Source organism: Burkholderia torrens (assembly GCF_984668525.1).
In genome coordinates this window covers 2,935,661-2,960,124 of record NZ_OZ480212.1, presented here as the reverse complement: position 1 = coordinate 2,960,124, position 24,464 = coordinate 2,935,661, and the positions used below count along the sequence as shown (strand labels likewise).

The following is a 24,464-nucleotide window of genomic DNA, read 5'->3' as shown; positions in this document are numbered from 1 at the left end:
GCATCGAGCATCGGCGCGACCGACAGGGTCGCACCGCCGCGTCACCGCCGCCCCTTACCCGCGCATCGGCGGATTCAACCGCGCGAACGCCTCTTGCCGGCGGTACGGGAAGTACGGATAAGGCGCTTCCACTGCACTCGCCGCATCGAGCTTCGCGACCTGCGCATCGGTCAGCGCCCAGCCGACCGCGCCGAGGTTCTGCCGCAACTGTTCCTCGTTGCGCGCGCCGATGATCACCGACGACACGGTCGGCCGCTGCAGCAGCCAGTTCAGCGCGATCTGCGGCACCGTCTTGCCGGTTTCTTCCGCGATCGCGTCGAGTAGATCGACCACGTCGTACAGGCGTTCGTCGTCGACCGGCGGCCCGTAGCTGGCCGTTTCATGCAGGCGGCTGCCTTCGGGCAGCGGCGCATTGCGGCGGATCTTGCCGGTGAGCCGGCCCCAGCCGAGCGGGCTCCACACGAGCGCCCCGAGGCCCTGGTCGGCGCCGAGCGGCATCAGGTCCCATTCGTAGTCGCGGCCGACGAGCGAGTAGTAGACCTGGTTGGCGACATAGCGCGACCAGCCGTGCCGGTCGGCCGCCGCGAGCGACTTCATGATCTGCCAGCCGGCAAAGTTCGACACGCCGAGATAGCGCAGCTTGCCCGCGCGCACGAGATCGTCGAGCGTCGACATCACTTCCTCGACCGGCGTGCCCGCATCGAACGCGTGCAACTGCAGCAGGTCGATGTAGTCGGTGTCGAGGCGGCGCAGCGCGTCGTCGACGGCGCGTACCAGTCTCGCGCGCGACGTGCCCGCGTCGTTCGGGCCGCTGCCGGTCGGCAGGCCCGTCTTCGTCGAGATCAGCACCTGGTCGCGGCGCCCCTTGATCGCGGCGCCGAGCACACGCTCGGATTCGCCGTCCGAATACACGTCGGCCGTGTCGAACAGGTTGACGCCGGCTTCGAGGCAGATGTCGACGAGGCGGCGCGCTTCGTCCGCGCCCGTGTTGCCCCATGCGCCGAACAGCGGGCCGCTGCCGCCGAAGGTGCCTGCGCCGAAGCTCAGGACGGGAACCTTGAGGCCGGAACGGCCGAGCGTACGGTATTCCATGTGCGTTTCCTTGTGTCGTGTGAGCGGGGCGAGGCCGCATGTCGATCGTCAGGCGACCACTGTACCGTTTGCGACTTTTCCTGATAATCCTGAAGATAGCGAAAATATCCTTCGGAAGAGGCGAACAATGCTGCTCGACAACCTCGCGCTGTTCCTGCGCATCGTGGAGAAGGGCGGGCTCGCCGCGGCGGGACGCGAGGTCGGGCTGTCGCCGGCCACGGTGTCCGAGCGGCTGACGGCGCTCGAGCGCCACTACGGCGCGGCGCTGCTCACGCGCACGACGCGTGCGATCAGCCTGACCGACGAGGGCCGCACGCTCGTTGACGGCGCGCGGCGCCTGCTGGCCGAGGCCGACGAACTCGAAAGCCGCGTGCGGCTGGGCGTGCAGACGCTGTCGGGGCCCGTGCGGTTGAGCGCGCCGGCCGATCTCGGGCGCGAGCGCGTGGTGCCCGTCGTCGATGCGTTCCTCGTCGAGCATCCGGGCGTCACGGTCGATCTGCATCTCGGCGACGGCTACGTCGATCTCGTCGGGCAGGGGCTCGATTTCGCGATCCGCCGCGGCACGCTCGCGGACAGTTCGCTGCGCAGTCGTTCGCTCGGCCGCGCGCGGCGCGTGGTGTGTGCGTCTCCCGCGTATCTGGCCGCGCACGGCACGCCCACGCATCCTGACGATCTTGCCGCTCACGACTGCATCGTGATGCGCTTCGGGCCGGACCTGTATGCCGAATGGCCGTTCAGCATCGGTGGCGAACCGAAGCGCGTGATGGTGCGCGGCCGCCGCGTGGCCAACGACGGCGCGCTCGTGCGTGCGTGGTGCGTCGCGGGGCATGGCATTGCGCTGAAGTCGCTGGTCGATGTCGAGCAGGATCTGGCGTCTGGCGCGCTCGTCGAAGTGCTTCGCGACTTCTCGCCGGGCGAAGTCGACTTGCAGATCGTCTATCCGGGCAGCACCGCGCAGCCGCGGCGCGTGCGTGCGTTGATCGACAGGCTGGCGCAGGCGCTGACGGCGGCGTAACACGTCGCCACGCGTTGCCGCGACGATCTCGCTGCGATCGCATCACCGGCTGAAATCCCTCGCCAAACCATTTGCCCACATTTCGTCATTTAGCTAATATTCAAAACGTCAAACGAAACCGCATCCCATGGACGACGTCACCCGCATCAGCGCCTTGGCCAACGAAAGCCGTCTGGCCGTGCTGCGCTGGCTTAAACAGCCGCGCGAGCATTTCCCGCCGCAGCCGCACGGCGACTTCGACGCGCTCGGCGTGTGCTGCACATACATCACCGAGAAGCTCGGCATCGCACCGGCCACGACCACGCGCCACATGCGCATCCTCGCGGATGCCGGGCTCGTGCGGGCGACCCGCGTCGGCAAGTTCACGTACTACAAGCGGATCGACGGCGCGCTGCAGCAGCTCGGCCGCTATCTCTCGCAACTCTGACTCTCACCGAGGCACCCGACATGGACGAACTGGCACTGCTGGCCGACGCCGACCGGCGCGCGCACGCGTATCTGGCTGCAACGAACGAACGGCGCGCGTTTCCCGACGCAGCCGCGCTGGCCGGCCTCGCCGCGTTCGACGAACCGTTGCCCGATGTGGGCCGCCCGGCCGACGACGTGCTGCGCCTGCTCGACGAGCACGGCACGCCCGCGACGGTCGCATCGAACGGCCCGAACTACTTCGGCTTCGTGATCGGCGCGACGCTGCCGGCCGCGGCGGCGGCCGAGCGATTGATGCTCGCATGGGACCAGTGCGCGTCGTCGTATGCGAATTCGCCGGTGGCCGCGACGCTCGAGCGCCAGGCCGCGCGCTGGGTCGTCGATGCGCTCGGGTTGCCGGAAGGCAGTGCGGTCGGCTTCGGCACGAGCGCGACGGCCTGCACGCTCGTCGCGCTGGTGGCCGCGCGACGCGCACTGCTCGCGCGCAAGGGCTGGGATATCGACGAGGACGGCCTGATCGGCGCGCCCGAAGTGAAGGTCGTGATCTCCGCGCTCGCGCACATCACGGTGAAGAAGGCGCTGCGCGTGCTCGGCTTCGGGATGAAGCGCATCGTCGTGGCGCCGGTCGATGCGCACGGCCGTATCGACCCCGCGCAGTTGCCGCCGCTCGACGACATGACGATCCTCTGCGTGCAGGCCGGCGAAGTGAACACCGGCGAATTCGATCCGTTCGCGGCGCTGATCCCGCCCGCGAAGGCGGCCGGCGCATGGGTGCACGTGGACGGCGCGTTCGGCCTGTGGGCGCGCGCATCGTCGAAACGCGCGCTGACGGACGGCATCGACGGCGCAGACAGCTGGACGACCGACGGCCACAAGTGGCTCAACACGCCGTACGACGGCGCGATGGTGATCTGCCGCGACGCGGCCGCGCTCGCGACTGCGATGAACAGCGACGCCGTGTACCTGAGCGGCGCGCAGGATGCGCAGAAGAACCTGAACCTCGAATTCTCGCGGCGTGCGCGCGGTATTCCGGTATGGGCCGCGCTGCGCTCGCTCGGCCGCGCCGGCCTGGCGACGATGGTCGAGCGGCATTGCGCGCAGGCGGCGCGGATCGCGGACGGCTTGCGTGCGGCCGGCTACGACGTGCTGAACCGCGTCGTGCTGAACCAGGTGCTCGTGCGCGCCGGCACCGACGAGGAAACGGCGGCGATCCTCGACGCCGCGCAGGCATCGGGCGACGTGTGGTTCGGCGCAACCGTATGGCAGGGGCGGCCGGCATTCCGGATCAGCGTGTCGTCGTGGCGCACCGAGGATGCGCACATCGATCGGCTCGTCGCGTTGCTGACGAAGCTGCGCGGCGTGCACGTGGGTTGAGCGTCACCCGCCGTCCGCGGCCGTAACGGTTGCGGACGCAACATTCAGGCATTCGACGAAGCGCAGCGGCCGTGCGCACCCTTGCACGCGTGAAAATGTCGGACAATAGCCGCTGCGCGGGCCGCGCCGGCACCGCGTCCAACAGAAGCATTCACGCTTGCGAGATCCCCATGTCGACTCCCTTTCCCCGGGAACTGCTGAAGGCCGCCGATATCGCGAAGATGGAACCGACGCGCGCGGTGCATTCGCTCAATCCCAATGCCGTCCGACTCAAGCGACAACTCAGCGACCTGACCGGCCTGACGCAATTCGGCGTTCACCTGCTCACGCTGATGCCCGGTCACGAATCGGCCGAATATCACCGTCACCTGTACGAAGAAGAGTTCGTGTACGTGCTGTCCGGCACGGGCTCGGTCACGATCGGCGAACGCGCGAGTGAAATCGGGCCCGGCGATTTCATCGGCTTTCCGCGCGGCGGCGAAGCGCATACGGTGCAGAACACCGGCGAGGCACCGCTGGAACTGCTCGTCGGCGGGCAGCGGCTCGAACACGACGTCTGCGAATACCCGCGAATCGGCAAGCGGCTTTATATCGCGGGCGAGCTCGAGGAGTATGTCGAGTTGCCGAAGCGGCCGTGACGGCCGATTGCACGCCATCTCCGGATTCGTGCGCCGAACGAGCTTGATTTCAATGGAACGGCTGCAGCTAGCGGCTGCCTGCTTCGATGCGTCAGATACCTTTTCTCGCTTTTGCGCTCGCGGCCCTCGTGCCCGGCCTGGTATGGTCGTATTTGGCCGACGGTCCCGGGTCGCTCAAGTATTCCGTACCGATCGCGTACCTCGGCACGGCAGCGTTTGCGATTCCGCAATATCTGCTCGTCACGAAATACTGGCGCGTGTCGATGATTTCATCGTGCCTGTGCGGCAGCATCACGGGGCTGCTGACGTGGATTGCCACCTATTTCATTTACACCGCCATCTGGAATGACGATGTTTTCAAGGAAGGCTTGTCGGCCGCTTTGGGGTTCCTGGCGTTCGTGGGCCTGGGGGCAGTGGCGGGCTTTGTGTTCTGGCTGATGCATCGGTGGCAGCGACCCAAGGCATGAATTTGCTTCTCGCGACCCCGTCGCGCTTATGATGCGGGAACGCCACTGAACGGGATCCACGCCATGGACGCGCCGCTTCCGCCGATGTCTGCCCCGATTGCCGAAACGGCCCCCGACACCGAAGCCGCCGTCGAGCCGCGCGCGTCGCGCGTGCAGCGGCCGGTCGCACTCGTCACCGGCTCGACGTCGGGAATCGGCGCAGCCGTCGCGCGCCGCCTGGCGGCGGACGGCTACGCGGTGATCCTGCACTCGCGCAGTTCGGCCGACACCGGGCGTGCGATGGCGCGCGAACTCGGCGGCGCCTACGTGCAGGCCGATCTCGCGGACGATACGGAGCGCGTGCGATTGATCCGAGATGCGCTCGCCGTGCACGGGCGGCTCGACGTGCTGGTCAACAACGCGGGCGTCAGCCGCGTGATTCCGCATGACGACCTCGCGGCGGCCACGCCCGACGTGTGGCGCGAGATGCACGAGATCAACGTGATCGCGCCGTTTCGGCTGGTGGCCGAAGCGGAGGCCGCGCTGCGCGAGGCGGCATCGCACGGGCGCGCCGGGTGTGTCGTGAACATCAGTTCGCACGCGGGCGTGCGGCCGAAGGGCGCGTCGATCCCGTACGCGGCCGCGAAGGCCGCGCTCAATCACACGACACGGCTGCTGGCACGCACGCTCGCGCCGGCGATTCGCGTCAATGCCGTGGCGCCGGGGCTCGTCGATACGCCGCTGACCGCCGACTGGACGGACGCGCAGCAGCTATGGCGCGAGCGGGCGCCGATGCGTCGCGCGGCGACGCCGGACGACATCGCGCAGACGGTCGCGATGCTCGTCGCGTCCGATTACGTGACGGGCGAGATCGTGATGCTCGACGGCGGCTTGAACCTGACGTGAAGGGGGACACGGCGGCGCGTGCGCGACCGCCGCGGTTGTCGGAAGGCGCGGACGATCAGCCGAGATTCGACCGCAGCCGCGCGAGCGCCTGGTCGTGCGTGCGCTCGAACTTCAGCGGCGTGACCGCGATATGGCCTTCGCCGAGTGCGACCGTTTCCGAATCTGCATCGTCGTCGCGCGGGGCACGCGCGAGCTTCAGCCAGTGATAGTCGATCTCGCGCGGATCGCGTCCCGACACGATCTCGACGCCCTGCAGCGTGCCGGCGCCCTGATTCGTCACCTTCAGGCCGCGCACGTCGTCGGCCGGTCGCGGCGGGAAATTCACGTTGAGGCAGGCGTCGCTGTCCCAGCCGGCGGCGACGAGCCGGCGAATGACGTCCGGCGCATGCGCGAGCGCGGTGCTCCACGGCACCGCGTTGCGATCGATGAATGCCTGGCTCAGCGCGATGGCCGGCACGCCGACCAGCATGCTCGTCATCGCGGCGCCGACCGTGCCGGAAAACACCGTTTCGGTGCCGAGGTTCGCGCCGCGGTTCACGCCGGACAGCACAACGTCGGGCCGCGCATCCTTCATCAGGTGGCTGACCGCGATCGCGACGCAGTCGCCGGGCGTGCCGCGCACCGCGAAGCGGCGCTCGCCCTTGCGATGCACGCGCAGCGGTTCGTGCAGGCTCAGCGAGTGCGACGTGCCGCTCTGGTCTTCCGCCGGCGCGACGATCCACACTTCGCGTGCCAGTTGCGTGGCGACCTGTTCGAGTACTTCCAGGCCGGGGGCGTCGAATCCGTCGTCGTTGGTGAGCAGGACGCGGTCGAACAGCGGGCGGGTTTCTTGCATCGGGACGATCCTCGCGGAGATGGGCGATGAGAGGGGGCGTGCAGCGCCGCTGCCTGCGCGGCGCAAGCCACAAGGCTAGCACTCCGGCGTGAGGATCGTCGTGTCACGCATGCGTCGCAGTCTGGCGCGGACGTGAAAACGGGCGCAGCGTGCGCCCGTTCGTCGTTGAATGTGCCGTCGAGGCGGCGGCCGGAAACGCTCAGCCGAGCAGGTAGCGCAGCAGGCCGGCGGACACGACGCCGACGATGACGGTCGGCAGGATCGACAGGCGCGTCGCCGCGACGAGGGTGATCGCGAGCGCGAGCAGGTCGGCGGGGCGCGTCGACACGAAAGCCGGCGCGATCACCGAGATCAGCACGCAGCCCGGCACGTTCTCCATCACCGACGCCATCCGCGGGCTCAGCGTGCGGTTGCGCAGCAGCACGTAGCCGAGGATGCGCGACAGATAGGTCGTCGACGCCATCAGCACGATCGTCGCGACGGTGCTGAAATCCGGAAGCTCAGGCATCCCGCGGCTCCCACAGCAGCGCTGCGATCAGCCCCGCGCACGCGCCGGCCGCGACGTACCATGCGCCGGGCACGGCGAGATGCGTCGCTGCCGCGACGACGAGGCTCACGAACCACGGGCGGCTCGCGCGCATCCCTTTCCACATGCCGCGCAGCAGCACCAGAAACACGGCCGTGAACGCCATGTCGAAGCCGTACTGCTCGACGTTGCCGATCGTCGGGCCGACTGCCGCGCCGAGCGTCGTCATCGAGATCCACGTCAGGTAGAGCCCCATGCAGATGCCCGCGTAATAGGGCACGCTGATGTGCGTGGCCGAGCGGGCCCTCGCGTCGGCGAGCGACATCGCCCAGCTCTCGTCGCACATGAAGAACAGCGCGACGAACGCGCGACGGCGCGGCAGGCGCCGGATATATGGCTCGAATGCGGCGCCCATCAGTATGTGGCGCGAATTCACGAGGAACGACATCGCGACGATCAGCGCGATGTGCGGCGGCGACGTCCACAGATGGATCGCCGCGAATTCCGAGCCGCCGCCGAAGTTCAGGCCCGTCATCATCGGCACCTCGAACAGGCTCAGCCCTTTCTGCGCGGCCTGCGCGCCCAGCACGAGCGCGAACGGCACGAAACCCAGCATGACGGGCAGCGCCGCGCGCAAACCGCGACCCATCTCGGCGACATAGGCGGGCTTGTCGCGAAGCCCGGACGACGTTGAAACGCTACTGCTCATTACTCCTCCTTCGGGGGAGGGATTGTCTGCTTTTTTGACTCGAATCGGGTTGCGTTGTCGCCAGATTTTTCTCAGAATTTGGCATTGAACGCGTAATACGTGAATTTTTTGGAATCGGATGCCAAATGAAACTTGACGCAATCGACCGCCGGATCCTGAGCGCGCTGCAGCGCGACGGCCGGATGCAGAACGTGGAACTCGCGCACGAGGTCGGGCTGTCGCCGTCGCCGTGCCTGCGGCGCGTGCGGCTCCTCGAGGAAGCGGGCGTGATCGAGAAATATGTGGCCGTGCTGAATCCCGCGAAGGTCGGCAAGGGGCTGACGATCTTCACGCGCGTGTGGCTGAAGGGGCAGGACGCGGAATCGGTGAACCGTTTCTCGGAGGCCGTCCAGCAGATGCCGGAAGTCGTCGAATGCCACCTGATGGCCGGCGATTGCGATTTCCTGCTGCGCGTCGTCGCGGCCGACATCGACGACTACCGGCGCTTCCAGATGGAATACCTGACGCGCATTCCCGGCGTGCTCAGCGTGAAGACCGACATTCCGATGCAGAAGGTCAAGCTCACGTCGGCGCTGCCGACATAGTGCGATGCGGGTAGGCGGCGACGCGTCGACGAATGGTCATCGCGCGGTGACAATCGCCGGATAAACTGGCGAGGTCGGTCACGTCACACGCTTTGCCGGGCGATCGTGCGACGTTCGATGCGCAAGCAACTAACGGTCAATGTCGACGCGATCGCGCGCGTGGCGTTGCGCGCCGGGTCATGCGTTGAAGTGAAGGCGTTTCTTCTTGTCGGGCCATTCATGCAGCCAATCAACACCCCGTGGAATTCGCTGGAAATCGTCAAGCTCGTGCTCGGCGTGCTGACGCCGCTGTCGGTCGCGTGTCTCGGCTGGCTCGTCGCGCGCCGGCTGAAGCGGCTCGAACTCGTGCAGTGGACCAACCAGCGGCTGATCGAGAAGCGGCTGGCGCTGTACGACGCCGTCGCGCCGCAGCTCAATGCGCTGCTGTGCTTCTATACGTGGATCGGCTACTGGAAGGACATCTCGCCGGACGACGTGATCCGCGCGAAACGCGACCTCGACCGCACGTTCCACATCTACCGCTACCTGTTCGACGACGACGTATACGACGCGTATCACACGTACATTCACGCGCTGTTCGACGTGCATACAGGCCCGGGCCGTGACGCGCGGATCCGTTCGCTGATCCAGGCGCCCGACGGCGATCGCAGCGTGCACGGTTCGTATGAGTGGAAGCCGGTGTGGGCCGATCGTTTCGCGACCGCGAACGTCGTGCCGAAGGACGACGTGCTGCGGCATTACACGCAGCTGATGGAGCGGCTGCGCGTGGCGCTGGGCGCGACGCGCTGAAGGCCGCGGCGCCTGCGCGCGTCACGCCGGTATCGAAATCCGCCACCGGGCGGCGCGAAACCCCACCCTCGCACATGAAGCGGGTGCGGCGCACGACCACTGCTGACATGCTCGCGCCATCACTACTCGTGCGAGGTCCGTATGGTCGTCGATACCGGCTGCCAGCCGCTCATGATCCGCTCGCCCGGCGCAGGCCGGCGGCATCCCTTCTACGTGGGTTCTCCCGAAACGCATGACGTGCCGTTGCCGGTCGAGCCGGAGATCGGCGACATCGTGTTCATTCGCGTGACCGCGCGGCCGTTTCTCGAAGTGGCGAGCGCGACGCGCTCGTGGACGAATCACGTCGGGATCGTCGTCGGCGCGCGCGGCGGCGAGGTGCTGATCGCGGAGAGCACGTTTCCGCTGTCGCGCGTGACGACGATGTCGCGGTTTCTCGCGCGCTCCGATCGCGGCGCATGCGTGATCGCGCGACTCAAGCAGCCGCTCGATGCCGCGCAGCGGCGCCGGCTCGTCGACGCGGCGATGCGCCGGATCGGCGTGGTGTACGACACGGGTTTCAATCTCGCGTCGCGCCGGCAGTTCTGCTCGCGGTTCGTGCGCGAAGTCGTGCGCGATGCGACACGGATCGTGCTCGGCGACGTCGAGACCTTCGACATGCTGCTGCGCCGGAATCCCGATCATCCGCTCGGTTTCTGGAAGATCTGGTACTTCGGCCGGATTCCGTGGCGCCGCCGCACGGTGACGCCGGCGAGCCTGCTCGATAGCGGCGCATTGCGGGTGGTGGCGGATACGCGCGAGCGTGTTGAAAACGTGTCCGAAGGTGACAATCCAGGCAGCACCTGAATCGGGCAATGACGCAAGCCGGCGTCACTTCACGGTGGGCGTGCTCGTTTTCGAGCCTTCGGCGGTATCGGCTTGCGTCGCACCGGCCGCTCGTCGCGCAGCAAGCATTGCATCGAGCGGCACGAATTCCTCGCGGTTCAGGCGTTCGTATTCGGCACGTACCTCGGGGTCGGCCAATGCACGCTCGCGCGGGGTGTCATACGGTGTCATTTCATACCTCGCTTATTCGATTGCACCGGTGCGATTGCGTGATTCGTTCGCGACTACGGACGCCCCGCCACCGCAAGCCGCGCGGCCAGCCCCACGAACACCGACCCGAGCAGGTACTGCGGCAGCTTCGACGGCCGGCGGCGCGCGCCGATCCGCTGGCTCAGCCGGCTCGCGGAGAGAATCACCGCGCCGTTCACGACGATCCCGATCAGGTTCAGCACCGTCGCGAGCACGAGAATCTGCACGGCGATCGAACCGTGCTCGGGCCGCACGAACTGCGGGAACAACGCGAGCACGAACAGCGCCATCTTCGGGTTCAGCAGGTTCGTCGTCAGGCCCTGACGGAAGATCGCGGCGGTCGAGTGGCGGCGTGGCGACGCGACGGGCGACAGCGCGGTCGTATCCGACCGGAACGTTTTCCACGCGAGATACAGTAGGTACGCGGCGCCCGCGAAGCGCACGGCGTCATACGCGAGCGGCACCGCGACGAAGAGCTGCGACAGCCCGAGCGCGGCCGCGAGCGCGTGGCAGTAGGTACCGGCCTGGATGCCCGCGAGCGTCGCGAAGCCGGCGCGCCGGCCCTGGCTCACGCTGCGGGACGCGATCAGCAGCATGTCGGGGCCGGGCGTGGCCGTCAGCGCGAGACACGCGCTGGAGAACAGCGCGAGTGTGGAGAGGTCGATCATGGCAGTCCCTTTTGTCGGTGCGACGTAAGGGAGGTCAGTTTAGGAGTGCGCGCGCGGCCGGTCAATCGAACGAACGGACGATGGCCGGACGGTGCGGATCGTATCGCGCCGCATGCATTGCGCACGCGCGATCGGCACACCGCTCACTGCTTGCGACACGCCACCTGATAGTCGATCACGGTGTTCGCCGAAGGTTTGTCCGGCTCGCCGCCGACCGTCGTCACGCCGAGCACGCCAGCCGCATTCCGGTAGCGCAGCGCGCAATACCCCATTCCGGTGCCCGAACACGCTTCGGCTTCGATGATGCCGTGCTTCGCGAGCGTCGCCGCGCCGTCCATTGCGTCCGGCTGTTCGCGCGGGCGCAGCGGTTGCCAGCCATGCGCGATCAGGATCCTGCGCGCCGCGTCGAGCGGCTTGCCGTACACGTTCGGCACGACCGCGCGGCCGTTGCAGTGCGTGCTTTCGGCGGCGACACGGGTCAGCCGCAGGCCGCCGTTGTCTTCATGCAGTTCGCCGACCGGCGGCGCCGGGCCGTCGCCGCCCCAGATCAGCAGTGCGCCGCTCTCCAGCCGATCGGCCGAGCCGAGCTGCCAGCCGGCCTTGCGCGCGGTATAGCCGAGTGCGACGAGCGTCGTGCCGTCGAACACGCCGATGTTGCCGTTGCGCGCGAAGCAGATCGCGCTCGTGCCGGCGCTGAAGCCGCTCGAGAACGTGACGACCGTGTAGCGCCCGAGCGACGCCTCGGACGTCACGATCCAGTCGCGCTTCGCGACTTCACGGCCGGCCGCGGTGGTCGTCTTCGCGCGATATTGCGTGCAAAACGGATCGAGCGCTCCGTTCTCCGGCGAATGCGGCAGCACACCGAGCGGCACCAGCGATGCACCGGCGATCTCGGAGGCCGTCCGCAGCGGATCGGCCGATGCCGTGCCGCCGAATGCGGTACAGGCAACGGCCGCGATCGCGGCGGCAGTAGCGAAACGGTGGACCAAGGGCAGGGCAATGAAACGCGGCACGTGGGCAGTCTCCGGAGCGAGAAATACGGATGCGACGATCGCGGCTTTCCGCGCGCGTGCCGCCGACGACTCAGCCTTTCGCGACGACGTCGATCCGCAGCGCTTCGCCGCCGGCGACGATCGCCAGCAGACGATCGACGTTCGGGTGCGCGCCCGGACGGTTGCGCGCGTCGGCCGTATGCTCGGCGAATATCGCGAGGCCGTGCTCGGCGGCGTTCGCGTCGAGCGTGCCGAATGCCTGCTTCAGGTAGTTGTACACCGCGAGCGAGCCCTGCTTGCCCGGCTGGTTCTCGATGGTCGCGACCACGTCGCCGTTCGCGCCGACGAGATCGATGCGCGCGACGCCGTCGATGGCCGGCAGTTGCGCGAGGTTGTCCTTGAATACTTGGGTCGGTTGAATCACTGAAAACACTCCGTCGGTTTGATCATGGGAAGGTGGCCGGCCGTATGTTATCCGATCGGCGACGCTGCACTTTTCGACGTAACCGAGCGATTTGCACGTGGTCCGACCATCCGGTTCGTCGACGATCCCGGGAACACCGGTGCCTGCTTGCCGGCTTGCCACGAAGCAGCACGAACAGGTTGTGAAGTGACGGATGTCATGAGGATGATTGTGTTGTCCTCGGTTGCCGGGGCGCGGCGACTCCGCGGGCGATTCGATCCGCCTGGGTTTCCCGGCTGCTAGCCCGGCCCATCGCTGGCGGCGGCGAGAAGCGGAACGACCAGATCGCTGATCGGCGTCGGAATGCCGTGAGATCGTCCGTATCGCTGCACGACGCCGTTCCGGCAGTCCCATTCGAGCGGTTGGTTGCCTTGCCGATCGGCAAGAATGGACGTACCCAAATCGGGCGGAAAGCCATGGAATCCGTCGATGATCTCCTGCGGCACTTCATCGCCCAGCTTCGCGCCCTCCGCCCGCGCGACCTCGAGACATTCCCGCAGATAGGCGAGCGACAGTTCGGTAATGTCGCTTCGCGAGTACATGCCGGCGCGGCGACCGGTCAGCACCATGAGTCCCGCCACCGCGTTCTGCAGGAGCTTTCGCCAGGCGAGCGAGATGAAATCCTCCGCAACCTCCGGCGCGCAGCGCGTGCCGTGCAAAGCCGAGACCACCACGTTGCTCGCCGGCGTATCGGGCAGGGTGAGCCGGGGCTTGGCCCGCAGCCACACCGATGCGCCCGATTCGCGCTGCGCCGGAAACCAGACGACCGATGGCACGACCGTGGCGCCGGCCGCATACGGCGCGAACGCGGCTTGTTGCTCGACGCCGTTTTGCAGCACGCAGACGACGGTATTCGCATCGCATAGCGCGGAGACCCAAGGGGCCGCGCTCGCCACCTGCGTCGACTTGACCGCGACGAATACGAGATCGACCTTTTCCTTGACCGCTTGCGGGTCGGTCAGTACGGGTCCGGGCACGACGATCTCGCCGCCATCGAAGCGCAATTTCAACTGCTCGTGCGCCGAGCGGCCGCAGATCACCGGCGTGCGGCCGGCTTCGTGAAGGGCCGCGGCGACGGTCGTTCCGATTGCGCCCGGGCCGACAAGGCCGACGGTCGGGTAGTCAGACTTCGTCATGGTGTTCATCCTGTCGAGTCATCCGCCAGATGCGGGCGCAGCGCGAGGGCGAGCGGAAAAATCGCGAGGGCGGTCAACGCGGTCGCATACGTGGCGCCATGCACACCGATCCAGTCGCCCAGGAAACCGTAGAGCACCGGCGATAGCGCGCCCGATGCGATCGTCCCCGTGTAGAAAATCGCGAATGCGCGCTCGGTGCGCTCGGGCGCGGACATCTCCGGAACGGTTCCGTACAGCACCGACGACGTGCCGTTGAGCATCATACCCAGAATCGGCAGCAGCACCATGGTCAGTGCCAACGGGAGATACATCACCGCGACGATGCACGCGGCCGTACCGCCCTCCGTGAGCAGCACCGTACCGACCACACCCATGCGTGCGCCCAGCCAGCCGCACATGAATTTGCCGGCCGCGCCGCCTATGAAAACGAGCGCAAGGGCTGTTCCCAGCAGTTGAGGCGAGACGCCTTTTGCCTTGAGCAGGAAAGGCAGGAAGGTAAGCAGTCCCATGCGTACCGCCGTGTCGAGCACGCCGATGGAAAACAACGTGGGGAATCCGCTTGCGCCGGTACCACTGCGTCGAGCGGACGCGTGCTCCTTGGCCTCCGACTTTCCGGCGCCACGCGGCACGGCGGGAAACCAGAGCGCGATGACGGCGGCCACGACGCAACCCAATCCGGCGACGATCCATAGCGCGTGACGCCACGGCATCATGGTCACGAGCAGCGAAATGGCGGCCGGCAGCGCGGATTTCCCCAGGTCGCCGGAAAAGTTGTAGATGCTCAATGGGCCTCTCGCGTCGCGTCCGTAGATGCGGGAGACGGCGCCCGATGCGACGGGATGCTGCGTGCTGGAGCCGCCGCCCGAAATCGCCAGCGCCACGCCCAGACCGAGCAGGCCACCCGACATGCCCGCGATCGCATAGCCGAGCGCGGCGAGCAGCGTGCCGATTGCGAGGGTCGTGCGGCTGCCCAGGTGTTGCGCGAGACGCCCCGCAGACAACTGCAGCGTCGCCATCGTGCCGGCATAGATGCCGCGCAGGATCGCCAGGGCCGCAAAGTCGAGCCCGAATTCCGACTGCCACACCGGTAGCAACGCGTAGATCATGTCCGTATAGCCGTCGTGCATGGCGTGCGCAACGCAGGATAGCCATAGCACGCGCCGTCGGGGTGGTGCAGTCTCCTGTATCGCGGGAGGGGAAAAAACCGGCAGGTGCATCGTTATTCGCTCCGTGCGAGCGGTCAGCGGAAGCCGCTGGTGGCATCGCTTTCGCGCTCGATAGGGCAATTTTATGGTCGAGGCGACAGCATTTTCAATTGAGCTAAAATTGCGTCACTGGAGAGAAAAAGTCACGTCATGAGCGGAAACCGGGACGCTGCGAAGCACTGGGGCGAGTTGCCCCCGCTCAACGCGCTGCGCGCTTTCGACGCGGTCGCGCGGCACGGCAGCTTCGCAAGGGCTGCGGTGGAGCTGCATGTCACCCATTGGGCCGTAGGCAAGCAGATCAGGTTGCTGGAGGACTGGTTCGGCCTGCCATTGTTCGACCGTCGTCCGCGCGGTGTCGTGCTGACCGACGAAGGGGCCGCGTTGCTGAATGACGTCAGCCACGCGTTCGAGCGTCTCGGTACCGCGGTGGTGCGGCTGCGCCACGATACGTTCGCGCACCGGATCTCGGGCGTCGTGCGGGTGAATGTGCCGATGAGCTTTGCGCTTTGCTGGCTGCTGCCGCGGCTCGCCGATTTCCATTCGCGGTACCCCGAAATCGACGTCAGGGTGTCGACGACATCGCGCAAGTTGCGCTATGTCGCCGACGCCTTCGACATCGGTGTGCGTTCCGGTCCCGAGCAAGGTGCGGGCGTCGTATCGCGCCCGTTGATGCCCGACCTGCGCGTGCCGGCCTGCAACCCCGCATTGCTGCGCCAGCATCCGATACAGAGCGTGGCCGACCTGCGTCATCACGTCCTGCTGCATTCGGCCACGACGCGCTCTGCCTGGTCGCACTGGTTGCGGGAAGCCGGTGCATCCGATCTGCGGGCCGCGCGCCATGTCGAATTCGATCATGTGAATCTGCAGCTCGGCGCGGCCATCGAGGGGCTCGGCGTGGCCCTGGCATCCCTGCCGCTGATCGGGCGCGATCTCGCCGAGGGGCGCCTCGTGTGCCCGATCGCGTCGCCTGTATGGCGTGCCGACGACTACATGCTGGTGACGAACGCCGATCGTGCCGACGATGCCGCGGTGTCCGCGTTCGAGGCGTGGATGAAAGGCATGGCGAGCCGAGAGGCTGAATAGGCTCGCTGATCGGACCACGCGGCACACCTTCCTCGCTCGCCCGTGAACAGCCGCACCGCATACGCGAGGTTGTGCGCATCGATGACCCATGGCAGCGCGCCGACACGCACGCAGACACGCACGCGAACGCGGTGCCGATCGGTTCGGTCGAGAGATCGGCGATCGCGGCGTCGATCTGCGCGCTCGGCACGGCGATGCGCAGGGCCGACAGCATGAGGCGGTGAGCCGCATCGACACCGCCGGTGGAGGCGCGACGAAGCGCCGGGTTCCCTGGCATTTCCCTGGGCGCTTCGTTACCGTCCGGTTCCAGTCAACACGCCCGCTTCACGCGAACGCTCGATGTCGGGGCTGCGATACGCGCGCTCCGGAATCTCGGCGAGCCGCGACGTATGTACCTGCTGCGGCGCCAGCCCGTAGAACTTCTGGAAGCTCATGATCAGCGGCGACCATTTGTCCGGATCGATGCGGTCCGTGTGGCCGTCCATCAGCAGGTCGGGATGCACGTGCACGCGCTGGATGCGCAACTCGAAGATGCGGATATAACCGCGCAGGTCCGGCGCCTCCTCGCCAATCCCGTGTGCGGCTGCGACGACCGCCTCCATGTGCACCGGGCATTCGAGCGCGCGCGGCGGCGCGACGGTTTGCGACGCGGCTTCGGTCAGCCCGGCCGTGCCGAACTTGTCGGGTTCGAATACGTAGCCTTTCGCGCGCTTGCCGTCGGGCACCGGATACGTGCCCGTCGTGCGCGCGATCCTGTCGACCGCGTCCGCCTGCGCCGACGACGGCAGGTTCAGCACGCATTCGCCGGTGCGCAGCAGGTTGCGGGTGGTCTGCGAACTCGCGGCGATGCCGATCACGCCGCGCCAGCCGAGCCAGAACGCGGACGAGATCGGTGCGAGATTGGCCGTGCCGTTTTCGTTCAGCGTGCTGACCAGCACGACGGGCGTGCCGAAATAGAGGATGTTCGGTTCGGTGACGCAATGCGGCGCATTCATGGCGGGTGCCCTCGGTGACGGATCAGTCCGCATGCTGATCCTGTCGCGGCGGCGCAGCGCTCCGAATCTTGTCGTGTCATTCCGGAAGGGGCGCGGCCGGCATCGCGCGAGCTTTTCCGCTAGAGTAGGAAGTCGCAGGCCGCGACCGCCGCACCACGCGCGCGGGGCGCGGCCCCGTTCCGCCAACGCACACGAGGGCCTGATGGACACCGAGCAACGCTACACCGCCAACGCGCCGACGCGCGCGGAAGTCGACGCACTGGGCGGCGCCACCGTCATCGAATTCGGCGCGAACTGGTGCGGGATCTGTGCAGGCGCGCAGCCCGCGATCGTCGCGTCGTTCTCCGCGCATCCTGCCGTGCGACACCTGAAGATCGAGGATGGCCCGGGCCGCCCGCTCGGCCGCTCGTTCGGCGTGAAGCTGTGGCCGACGCTCGTCTTCCTGCGCGACGGTGTCGAAGTCGCGCGCGTCGTGCGCCCCGCCGACGCGAAACAGATCGAAGCCGACGGCTTCGCCGCGCTGGCCTGAGGTCACGGTGATGCAACAGGCCCTCACGCACATCGGCGTCGACACGCGCGGCAGCGGCCTCGTCGAATTCACGCCGCAGGTGCGCGCGTTCGTCGACCAGCAGGCGATCCGCACCGGCCTGCTGACCGTGTTCTGCCGCCACACGTCGGCGTCGCTGCTGATCCAGGAGAATGCCGATCCGTCGGTGCAGCGCGACATCGAACGCTACTTCGCGACGCTCGCGCCCGAGGACGACACGCGCTACGAGCACGACACCGAAGGCGCCGACGACATGCCCGCGCACCTGCGCACGGCACTCACGCAGGTGCAGTTGTCGATTCCGGTCGAGCACGGGCGCATGGTGCTCGGCACGTGGCAGGGGATCTACCTGTTCGAGCATCGCCGCGCGGCGCACCGGCGCGACATTGTGCTGCATCTGATCGGCGAGTAGGCGGGAACGGCCGATGCGCGTGCTCAGGCGAGCAGCTTCTCGACGAGCGCGCCGAGTTCGCGCAGATGGACGGGTTTCGGCAGGAATTCGTCGAATACCTGCTTGTTTTCACGCAGCGCAGCCGATTCATACGCGCTGACGCCGAGGATGGCTGGATGCCGGCCGTCGTCGTCGGGCTCCGCGACCGCGCGAATGCGCCGCGCAACCTCGAAGCCGCTCAGGTCGGGCAGTTCGAGATCGAGCACGACGATGTCGTAGCGGCCCGTGCCGAAGCGCATGACGCCTTCCTGTCCGGTGCCGCACAGATCGGCCTCGATGCCGAGCGCCGACAGCATCGCACCGAGGGTTTCGCGCGCGTTGTCGTTGTCGTCGACCACCAGCGCGCGCCGGTCGCGGAGCGCGATCGCGGGCGGCAGGGCGGGTGCGTCGCCGGCCACGTGGCCGGCCGTATCGATCACCGGCACTTCGGCCGGCAGCGTCACGACGAATTCGCTGCCTTCGCCGACCACGCTGCGCACGTCCACATGCCCGCGCAGCGTCGTCACGATTTCGCGTACGACCGCGAGCCCCATGCCGATTCCGTCCACGTGCAGCCCGACCGCGTCGTTCGCGCGATAGAACGGCTCGAAGATCTTCGACAGGTGTTGCTTCGCGATGCCGGCGCCGGTGTCGCGCACGGCGATCTTCACCTGCTGGCCGGCCGGCGCGTCGACGACCGTGATCGACACCTTGATCGATCCGCCGACCGTGTACTTGACCGAGTTCTCGATCAGGTTCGACAGCACCTGCCGCAGCAGCTTGCGATCGGATCGGATCGCGAGGCCGGCCGGCTCGACCTGTTGCGCGACCGCGATCCGCTTGGCGGCGATCTTCTCGCGCAGCGGCTCGAGCACTTCGGCGAGCAGCGGCGCGATGCCGACGGTATCCAGCTCGGCGAGCCGCTTCGTCGAGCGCAGCTTGATGTAGTCGGTGAGATCCTTGACGAGCGCTTCCAGCGACAACGCGGAATTCTGCAGCCTCCGGATCGTCTTCAGGTTTGCGTCCGACTGCGGGCGTGCGAGCAGGATCTCGATCGACCCGCAGATCGCCTGCAGCGGCGTGCGCAGCTCGTGGCTGACCATCCCGAGGAACGCGTTCTTTGCCTCGATCATTTCGAACGCGCGATCGGACGCCTTGCGCTCCGCGTCGAGCGCTGCATTTTGCCGTTCGAGCAGGTCGTCGCGCGTGCGCATCGTATAGAACAGCAGCAGGAACAGCGCGCACAGGATCACGCCGAGCACGATACCGAGGGTCAGGATCGCGCGCTGCTTCTCCTTCAGCTGATGGAACGTGAAATCGCGCTGCGCCATCTCGATCGCGCGGAAGTAGTTCGCGAGGCCGTTGACCTTCGGCCAGTACGCATTGACTTCGTCGATCACCTGCCGTGCCTGCTGCGGTGAATCACGCAGCAGCGGCACCTCGCGCTTCAGGCGCGTCATGAATTCGCCGAGCGCGTCGATCTCGTTGCGAGCACGCGGGATGCGCAGCCAGTACTGGGACACCTCGGACGGCCGCTGCAGGAACCCGAACGACACCGACAGGCTGTCGAGTTGCATCTGCACGTGGTCGAAGTCGTCGTCCTCGTGCGTCGCATAGAGGATCAGCTGGCGGTCGAAGCGCGTATAGACGTTACGGTATTGCGCGGCGGTCCAGAACACGCCTTCGCGCGGCCCTTCGAGCACGCCCTCGTTGACCGAGGTGGCGAGGAGATCCCACAGCAGGAACGCCCACGCGGCGAACCCCATGATCCACAGCGAGCCGAGGATCAGGATGATCTTTCTGTTTTTCCACCGCCGCCGCGTCATGTCACTTCACGGTCAGGCCGATGATCTGCCACGCGAACTTGGCTTCGCCGAGCGGCGTCTTCAGTTCGTCGGGATACTGGTCGCGCGGATACATGATCCACAGCGGGCCGTAGTTGTCGTTGCCGAGCACCTTGCCGTTCATCGTCCGCGCGAGGATCACGCCGTACTTGTCGGCGTCCGACACGGGAATCGTGAACGTGTATTCGTCGATGCAGCGGAATTCGATCTGCGTGCCGTGCGCGCCGACCGTCTTCAGCACGTCGGACAGGCGCGGGCCGGTGAAGGCCGCCTTCGGCGTCCAGCTCGTCGACGTGACGATCGTATGCTGCGGCAGCGCCATCAGTTCCTGCTCGGAAAAGACGTAGGTCGTCTTCCCCTGCTGGTTGCTCTTGCCGATCTTGCCGTCGACGGTGAACGTGAACGAAGAAGCGGCCCATGCCGCGGCAGCCATGCCGAGCAGGCACGCCGTCAGCAGGCTCTTGATCCAGATGGTTGAAACACGCATGGCTTTCCCTCGGTCCTGTGGTTCGTGTGGTGGTTTGTCGTTCTGTCTCAGTTCGCGGCGGCCGCGGCCGGCAGCGTGATCTTCAGTTCGCGCGCCACTTCGGCGAACAGGATCGGCAGGCGCACCGGCTTTTCCTCGCAGCGCGCGTTGTAGTGCGACACGATGTGCGCGATCTCGTCCTCGCTGGCTTCGCCGGTCGAGATCTTGCCGGTCAGCAGGAAGATCGGCGCGCCGCTGTTCTCGCTCGAACGGATGCCGCGCACGAGTTCGGCGGCCGTCTGGTCGCCGAGCATCCAGTCAAGGATGTAGCCGTCGAAATCCTCGACTTCCAGCGCCTTGCGGAACGTCGCGCCGTCGAAGTACGGAATCGCATTCACGCCTTTCTCGATGAAGTATTCGCACACCGTCTCGGCGACATCCTGCGAATCGTCGACCACCGCGATCCGCGCCGCATACACGTTCGGCTGCGCCGAGCGCAGCTCGATCACGTCGACCGGATAGGTGCGGCCTTCGCGCGCGTGCTGACGTTCGGTGATGATCCATTCGCCCTGCCACTGCAGCGCGACGAAATCCGTCTCGATCTGGCTGCTGGCCTTCGTCGAGATCGCGGCGCGGCAGCGGAAGCGCTTCGATTCGACCACGAACGTCGCGTCGATCATCTCGGCGGCGGCCGGCTGCGTGCCCTTGTCGTCGAGCAGGATTGCGGGCGGCACGCCGAAATGGGTCGCGATGTCCTGCAACTGCGACAGATTCCACGGGATCAGGCCTTTCATCTTGCGCGTGACGACCGAGAAGCTCAGGCCGAGCACGTTCGCGATCGTCGTGTTGTGACTTCGCGGCGGAATACCGTTCCGGTTCAGTAGGTCGCGCACCTTGTTGGCGGTCATGAGATCGACATTGGCCTGCTCGGTGGTGGACATCGCGATGGGGTCTCCAGGGGTTTTGATGAGGGTGAGCATATCAAACCTGACGCGCTACGCAAACTTTGAAAACGCGAAGGACCTTGACATGCCATTTTTCTCCATTATTATTGCTCACCACGTCACTATTGTTTGTCGCGTCATGTTTGGGGGTTGAAGCTGACGCCAGTCCATACAGCGAAAAGCGGCAGCGATGAAGCAGTGACGGAACGATTCAAAGAGAGCCTGAGAGAGCCTAGGGCGCGTGTCGGCGTTGGCGGATGGAATTGTATCCGCTGCGCCGCACGCAACCGGGTACGAGCTCGCGGGGTGGGATAGCTCGAAGAATTGCGGCGCCAATAAAACTTGAGGAAAGTACCAATGTATCGCCGTTTACTCGCACCGGGGCTGCTGTTGCTGTTGGCCGCGTGCGCGCAGGATCCGTCGGTTACCAGCAACACGGTACGGATCTGCGACGACACAGGTTGTTCCGATCGCCCTAAAGATCAGGTCTCCTATCAAAAAAGGGACGACGCGGAGGACCGTGAAGATCCGCGCATCGCCGCGCTGAAGCAGACCGCGAAGACCCAGCCGAAGGCCGCCTACGACCTCGGCCTGCGTTATTTCCGCGGCGACGGCGTGCGCCAGGACAGCTACCAGGCACTCAAGTGGATGCGCGAGGCTGCCGAGCGCGGCGACCTGCAGGCGCAGAAGGCGCTCGGCAGTTTCTACCTGTTCGGCCTCGAGGAAATGGGCTCCGATGCGCGCGAAGCGGAGAAGTGGCTGTCGATCGCGGCCGCCCGCGGCGACAAGGAATCGAAAAAGCTGCTCGATCTCGCGCGCAAGGCCAAGAAGGAAGACGAAGAAGACTGGAAATGGCGCACGCAATGGCGTGACGTCTATTACGGCTACTGGTACTCGGGCTATCCGTACTACGGCGTCTGGCAGCAGACGTACTGGTACTACTGACCGGGGCAAAGCAACGGGGGCAGCCGCGGGGAGACCACCATCGCGCGCCACGCCGGGGGGCTTATCGAAGTTCGCACGGACACATAAGCCGGACAACGACTCTAATCGATCGACAACGACATGAAGACCAACCTTTCCCAACGTCTCACTCAAGGTGCGCTGGTTGCAGCGCTTGGTGCGTCCGTCGCGGGGTGCGGCGGCGTGGTGACGCCCGGCGGCCAGAACGCCGGCGTGACGGGTGCCGCGGCAGGCGGTGCGAGCGCCGGCGCCGATTCGGGGCTGCAGCGCTGCGCGTCGCCGCTCGGCACGATCGCCGTCGACGACGGCCGCAACGCCGACTGGTGGGGCCCGTTCGGCAGCGCGACCAAGATGACGACGATCGATCCGCTGCTGCGCCTGGCGGTCCAGCAGTCGAACTGCTTCGTGATCACGTCGATCGGCAACCAGAAGAGCGACGCGCGCCTGTCGCGCATCACGCAGCTGCAGCGCAACTCGGGCGAATACCGCGCGGGCTCGAAGCAGCAGAAGGGCCAGCGCGTCGCGGCCGACTACTACATGGAACCGCAGATCGTCATCAACGATTCGCCGATCGGCGGCATCGGCAGCATGATCGGCGGGCTGATCGGCAACAGTGCGGTGGCGGCGGTGGCCGGGCACCTGCAGACGAAGGCGTCGGTCGTGACGCTGACGTTGTTCGACGTGCGCTCGGCGGTGCAGATCGCGGCGTCGGAAGGCAGCTCGACGGCGACCAACTACGGCGCGGCGCTGGGCGGCTTCGGCGGCGGCGTGGGCGGTGCGCTCGCGGGCTTCTCGTCGACGCCGGAAGGCAAGGCGACGGTCGTGGCGTTCATCGACGCGTACAACAAGATGGTCGTCGCACTGCGCAGCTACAAGGCGCAGGACGTCAAGGGCGGGCTGGGCCGCGGCGGCCAGCTGCAGGTCAACTGATGTTCCCGGGCCGGTGGTGTGCCGCCGGCCGATTCCTGAATCCTGATTCGTGACTGTCCGTACGTGTGGCGCGATTCGCGCGTACTGGCTTCGTTCGTGCTGTTCATTCAGAAGGTGATTCCGATGAAAGCCGTTGCACTGATCGCATTGACCTGCCTCGCGCTGACCGCTTGCGGCGGCGGCGACGACAATTCCTCGCCCGCCGGCGGATCGGGCACGAGCAACAACGGTGGCAGCGGCGGCACGGGCGGATCGGGTTCGGGCGGTGCGGGAAGCGGCGGCAATGGCGGTTCGGGCGGCTCGGGCGGCAGCACGCTGACGTGGCGCTACGAAGCGCAGCCTGTCGCGGCCGACAAGGCGAGCTTCCTGACGCTGGTCAACAACGAAGGCGCGAAGGGCTACCGCTATCTGGGTGACTACTTTTACAACGCGGGCAACGGCGGGACACAATCGATTTTCGTGAACGACGGCACCGCGCAGACCTACACGTACCAGCTGCAGACGGCGCCGGCCGACATGGCGTCCTTCGTCAACGCGGCCAACGCGCAAGGGGCGAGCGGCTACCGCTACGAAGGGCCGCTCACGTACGGCGATCTCTATCGCAAGGATGGCGGCTCGTCGGCCACCTACACGTACACGACGACCGGCCTGCCGGCCGATGCCAACGCGTTCCTCACGCAGGCGAACGGCCAGGGCCAGTCGGGCTACTGGTTCCTCGGCCCGATGGCGGTGGGTGCAGTGCAGGCGAACGTGTACATGAAGAACAACGCATCGAGCGCGACCTATACATACGATGCGCTGGCGCCGACGACGAACGTCAGCGATTTCATCGCGCAGGCCAACAGCGAAGGCGCGAAGGGCTATCGCGCGAAGGGCGGAATGGTGTTCGGCTCGACGATCTCGTGGGTCTACGTGAAGGACCAGACGCAGTCGCCGACCTTCACGTACCAGTCGGCCACGATCCAGTCGACCGGCGCGAGCTTCGTCCAGCAGGCGAACACGTTCGGCGCACAGGGCACCGCGTATCTGAGCGATATCGCGCTCGGCGTGTCCTCGCCGGTGATGGCGTCGTACTATGTCACGCCGAAGAACTGCACGGGCTTCCTGTGCACGACGCTGAATCCGCTCACGCAGAACTGAGCGGGCGTTTCCGGCGCGGCGGGACGGGGTTTCGTGCCGAACGCGTCGTATCGAGTGCCTCAGGCGCGCTGCGTCTACCGTGGGTGCGCCTTTTGCCGCCGGCTTGCCGGCGGTATTTCATTTGCGCGGCCGCCAGCCGCGGAGCGACGACGCAACTTGTCCGATCGGATAAGTTCCCCTACGCGATTTCGCGATGAACTTTCGTTCAAGTTCAAAATCATCGGTCAATCAAATCGGACGTGTACTA

The 24,464-nt window shown here is 66.6% G+C and carries 29 protein-coding genes; 15 read left to right on the top strand and 14 right to left on the bottom strand.

Translation table 11 applies throughout. The annotated features are described in order from the left end of the window. Positions 1-54 precede the first annotated feature (54 nt). The gene (locus tag AC5LXX_RS29555) at positions 55-1,092 is read right to left on the bottom strand and encodes an aldo/keto reductase (protein WP_493412096.1); all 1,038 of its coding nucleotides are present in this window, start codon (positions 1,090-1,092) and stop codon (positions 55-57) included. A 127-nt stretch (positions 1,093-1,219) separates the two neighbouring features. Here AC5LXX_RS29555 and AC5LXX_RS29550 point away from each other — a divergent pair, with 127 nt between their 5' ends. From AC5LXX_RS29550 to AC5LXX_RS29525, 6 genes are all read left to right on the top strand, one after another. Further along, on the top strand, positions 1,220-2,107 hold the full coding sequence (locus AC5LXX_RS29550; RefSeq protein ID WP_493412095.1) for a LysR family transcriptional regulator: 888 nt from the start codon (positions 1,220-1,222) through the stop codon (positions 2,105-2,107). A 127-nt stretch (positions 2,108-2,234) separates the two neighbouring features. Then, positions 2,235-2,534, top strand: a complete 300-nt coding sequence (locus AC5LXX_RS29545) for an ArsR/SmtB family transcription factor (RefSeq protein ID WP_493412094.1) — start codon at positions 2,235-2,237, stop codon at positions 2,532-2,534. Between the two features lie 20 nt (positions 2,535-2,554). After that, entirely contained in the window at positions 2,555-3,907 is a 1,353-nt protein-coding gene (locus AC5LXX_RS29540) for a pyridoxal phosphate-dependent decarboxylase family protein (protein WP_493412093.1), read from the top strand. Between the two features lie 170 nt (positions 3,908-4,077). Further along, a complete protein-coding gene (locus AC5LXX_RS29535) occupies positions 4,078-4,545 on the top strand; it encodes a cupin domain-containing protein (RefSeq protein WP_124454431.1) in 468 nt (155 codons plus the stop codon). Positions 4,546-4,631: 86 nt separating this feature from the next. Next, complete coding sequence (locus AC5LXX_RS29530) at positions 4,632-5,012, top strand: hypothetical protein (protein WP_493412092.1); 381 nt, start codon at positions 4,632-4,634, stop codon at positions 5,010-5,012. A gap of 63 nt (positions 5,013-5,075) precedes the next feature. Continuing rightward, on the top strand, positions 5,076-5,897 hold the full coding sequence (locus AC5LXX_RS29525) for an SDR family NAD(P)-dependent oxidoreductase (RefSeq protein WP_493412091.1): 822 nt from the start codon (positions 5,076-5,078) through the stop codon (positions 5,895-5,897). Between the two features lie 55 nt (positions 5,898-5,952). Here AC5LXX_RS29525 and surE read toward each other — a convergent pair whose 3' ends face one another. The 3 genes from surE to AC5LXX_RS29510 all read right to left on the bottom strand — a co-directional run bounded on the left by surE (position 5,953) and on the right by AC5LXX_RS29510 (position 7,967). Next, positions 5,953-6,732 carry a 5'/3'-nucleotidase SurE gene (gene surE / locus AC5LXX_RS29520; RefSeq protein ID WP_493412090.1) on the bottom strand — a complete coding sequence of 260 codons (780 nt, stop codon included), beginning with the start codon at positions 6,730-6,732 and terminating at the stop codon, positions 5,953-5,955. A 199-nt stretch (positions 6,733-6,931) separates the two neighbouring features. After that, positions 6,932-7,240, bottom strand: coding sequence for an AzlD family protein (locus tag AC5LXX_RS29515; RefSeq protein WP_069749621.1), 309 nt, complete (start codon positions 7,238-7,240; stop codon positions 6,932-6,934). After that, positions 7,233-7,967 carry an AzlC family ABC transporter permease gene (locus AC5LXX_RS29510; protein WP_493404128.1) on the bottom strand — a complete coding sequence of 245 codons (735 nt, stop codon included), beginning with the start codon at positions 7,965-7,967 and terminating at the stop codon, positions 7,233-7,235. Before AC5LXX_RS29510 ends, AC5LXX_RS29515 begins: the two co-directional genes overlap by 8 nt. A 125-nt stretch (positions 7,968-8,092) precedes the next feature. Between AC5LXX_RS29510 and AC5LXX_RS29505 the strand changes: the two genes are divergently transcribed. The 3 genes from AC5LXX_RS29505 (at position 8,093) to AC5LXX_RS29495 (ending at position 10,183) form a co-directional block, all read left to right on the top strand. Further along, a complete protein-coding gene (locus AC5LXX_RS29505; RefSeq protein ID WP_059237883.1) occupies positions 8,093-8,551 on the top strand; it encodes an Lrp/AsnC family transcriptional regulator in 459 nt (152 codons plus the stop codon). Between the two features lie 219 nt (positions 8,552-8,770). After that, positions 8,771-9,340 carry a hypothetical protein gene (locus AC5LXX_RS29500; RefSeq protein ID WP_124454443.1) on the top strand — a complete coding sequence of 190 codons (570 nt, stop codon included), beginning with the start codon at positions 8,771-8,773 and terminating at the stop codon, positions 9,338-9,340. A 141-nt stretch (positions 9,341-9,481) separates the two neighbouring features. Continuing rightward, positions 9,482-10,183, top strand: coding sequence for a YebB family permuted papain-like enzyme (locus AC5LXX_RS29495; protein WP_493412089.1), 702 nt, complete (start codon positions 9,482-9,484; stop codon positions 10,181-10,183). A 24-nt stretch (positions 10,184-10,207) separates the two neighbouring features. Here the strand turns inward: AC5LXX_RS29495 and AC5LXX_RS29490 are convergent, their stop codons facing one another. The 6 genes from AC5LXX_RS29490 to AC5LXX_RS29465 form a co-directional block, all read right to left on the bottom strand. Continuing rightward, positions 10,208-10,393 (bottom strand): hypothetical protein, encoded by a 186-nt coding sequence (locus tag AC5LXX_RS29490; protein WP_493412088.1) that lies wholly within the window; start codon positions 10,391-10,393, stop codon positions 10,208-10,210. A gap of 53 nt (positions 10,394-10,446) precedes the next feature. Continuing rightward, positions 10,447-11,079: a LysE family translocator gene (locus AC5LXX_RS29485; protein ID WP_493412087.1), complete on the bottom strand. Its 633-nt coding sequence runs from the start codon at positions 11,077-11,079 to the stop codon at positions 10,447-10,449. A 143-nt stretch (positions 11,080-11,222) separates the two neighbouring features. Beyond that, positions 11,223-12,074, bottom strand: a complete 852-nt coding sequence (locus AC5LXX_RS29480) for a hypothetical protein (protein WP_493413439.1) — start codon at positions 12,072-12,074, stop codon at positions 11,223-11,225. A gap of 88 nt (positions 12,075-12,162) precedes the next feature. Continuing rightward, positions 12,163-12,495 (bottom strand): DUF2322 family protein, encoded by a 333-nt coding sequence (locus tag AC5LXX_RS29475; protein ID WP_085038374.1) that lies wholly within the window; start codon positions 12,493-12,495, stop codon positions 12,163-12,165. 278 nt (positions 12,496-12,773) lie between these two features. Next, positions 12,774-13,670 (bottom strand): oxidoreductase, encoded by an 897-nt coding sequence (locus tag AC5LXX_RS29470; protein WP_493412086.1) that lies wholly within the window; start codon positions 13,668-13,670, stop codon positions 12,774-12,776. Positions 13,671-13,675: 5 nt separating this feature from the next. Further along, on the bottom strand, positions 13,676-14,887 hold the full coding sequence (locus tag AC5LXX_RS29465; protein ID WP_493412085.1) for an MFS transporter: 1,212 nt from the start codon (positions 14,885-14,887) through the stop codon (positions 13,676-13,678). 138 nt (positions 14,888-15,025) lie between these two features. Between AC5LXX_RS29465 and gcvA the strand changes: the two genes are divergently transcribed. Further along, positions 15,026-15,958, top strand: a complete 933-nt coding sequence (gene gcvA, locus AC5LXX_RS29460) for a transcriptional regulator GcvA (RefSeq protein WP_493412084.1) — start codon at positions 15,026-15,028, stop codon at positions 15,956-15,958. Between the two features lie 293 nt (positions 15,959-16,251). Here gcvA and AC5LXX_RS29455 read toward each other — a convergent pair whose 3' ends face one another. Next, positions 16,252-16,953, bottom strand: coding sequence for a flavin reductase family protein (locus tag AC5LXX_RS29455; protein ID WP_493412083.1), 702 nt, complete (start codon positions 16,951-16,953; stop codon positions 16,252-16,254). A gap of 202 nt (positions 16,954-17,155) precedes the next feature. On the opposite strand from AC5LXX_RS29455, the gene AC5LXX_RS29450 reads away from it, so the two are divergent. Both AC5LXX_RS29450 and AC5LXX_RS29445 read left to right on the top strand, forming a co-directional pair. Then, positions 17,156-17,482 carry a thioredoxin family protein gene (locus AC5LXX_RS29450; protein WP_021160574.1) on the top strand — a complete coding sequence of 109 codons (327 nt, stop codon included), beginning with the start codon at positions 17,156-17,158 and terminating at the stop codon, positions 17,480-17,482. A gap of 10 nt (positions 17,483-17,492) precedes the next feature. Next, on the top strand, positions 17,493-17,912 hold the full coding sequence (locus AC5LXX_RS29445; RefSeq protein WP_124454458.1) for a secondary thiamine-phosphate synthase enzyme YjbQ: 420 nt from the start codon (positions 17,493-17,495) through the stop codon (positions 17,910-17,912). A gap of 23 nt (positions 17,913-17,935) precedes the next feature. Here AC5LXX_RS29445 and atsR read toward each other — a convergent pair whose 3' ends face one another. The 3 genes from atsR to AC5LXX_RS29430 are packed head-to-tail and all read right to left on the bottom strand — an operon-like array spanning position 17,936 to position 21,181. Next, on the bottom strand, positions 17,936-19,756 hold the full coding sequence (atsR, locus tag AC5LXX_RS29440) for a hybrid sensor histidine kinase/response regulator AtsR (RefSeq protein WP_493412082.1): 1,821 nt from the start codon (positions 19,754-19,756) through the stop codon (positions 17,936-17,938). Between the two features lies 1 nt (position 19,757). Then, positions 19,758-20,261, bottom strand: coding sequence for a putative pterin-binding protein (locus tag AC5LXX_RS29435; RefSeq protein ID WP_493412081.1), 504 nt, complete (start codon positions 20,259-20,261; stop codon positions 19,758-19,760). 47 nt (positions 20,262-20,308) lie between these two features. Then, entirely contained in the window at positions 20,309-21,181 is an 873-nt protein-coding gene (locus AC5LXX_RS29430; RefSeq protein WP_322082490.1) for a response regulator, read from the bottom strand. A gap of 360 nt (positions 21,182-21,541) precedes the next feature. On the opposite strand from AC5LXX_RS29430, the gene AC5LXX_RS29425 reads away from it, so the two are divergent. The 3 genes from AC5LXX_RS29425 to AC5LXX_RS29415 all read left to right on the top strand — a co-directional run bounded on the left by AC5LXX_RS29425 (position 21,542) and on the right by AC5LXX_RS29415 (position 24,217). Then, positions 21,542-22,129, top strand: coding sequence for a tetratricopeptide repeat protein (locus tag AC5LXX_RS29425; protein ID WP_493412080.1), 588 nt, complete (start codon positions 21,542-21,544; stop codon positions 22,127-22,129). Between the two features lie 120 nt (positions 22,130-22,249). Continuing rightward, entirely contained in the window at positions 22,250-23,077 is an 828-nt protein-coding gene (locus AC5LXX_RS29420; protein WP_493412079.1) for a hypothetical protein, read from the top strand. A gap of 123 nt (positions 23,078-23,200) precedes the next feature. Beyond that, the gene (locus AC5LXX_RS29415; protein WP_493412078.1) at positions 23,201-24,217 is read left to right on the top strand and encodes a hypothetical protein; all 1,017 of its coding nucleotides are present in this window, start codon (positions 23,201-23,203) and stop codon (positions 24,215-24,217) included. The last annotated feature ends 247 nt before the right edge of the window (positions 24,218-24,464 follow it).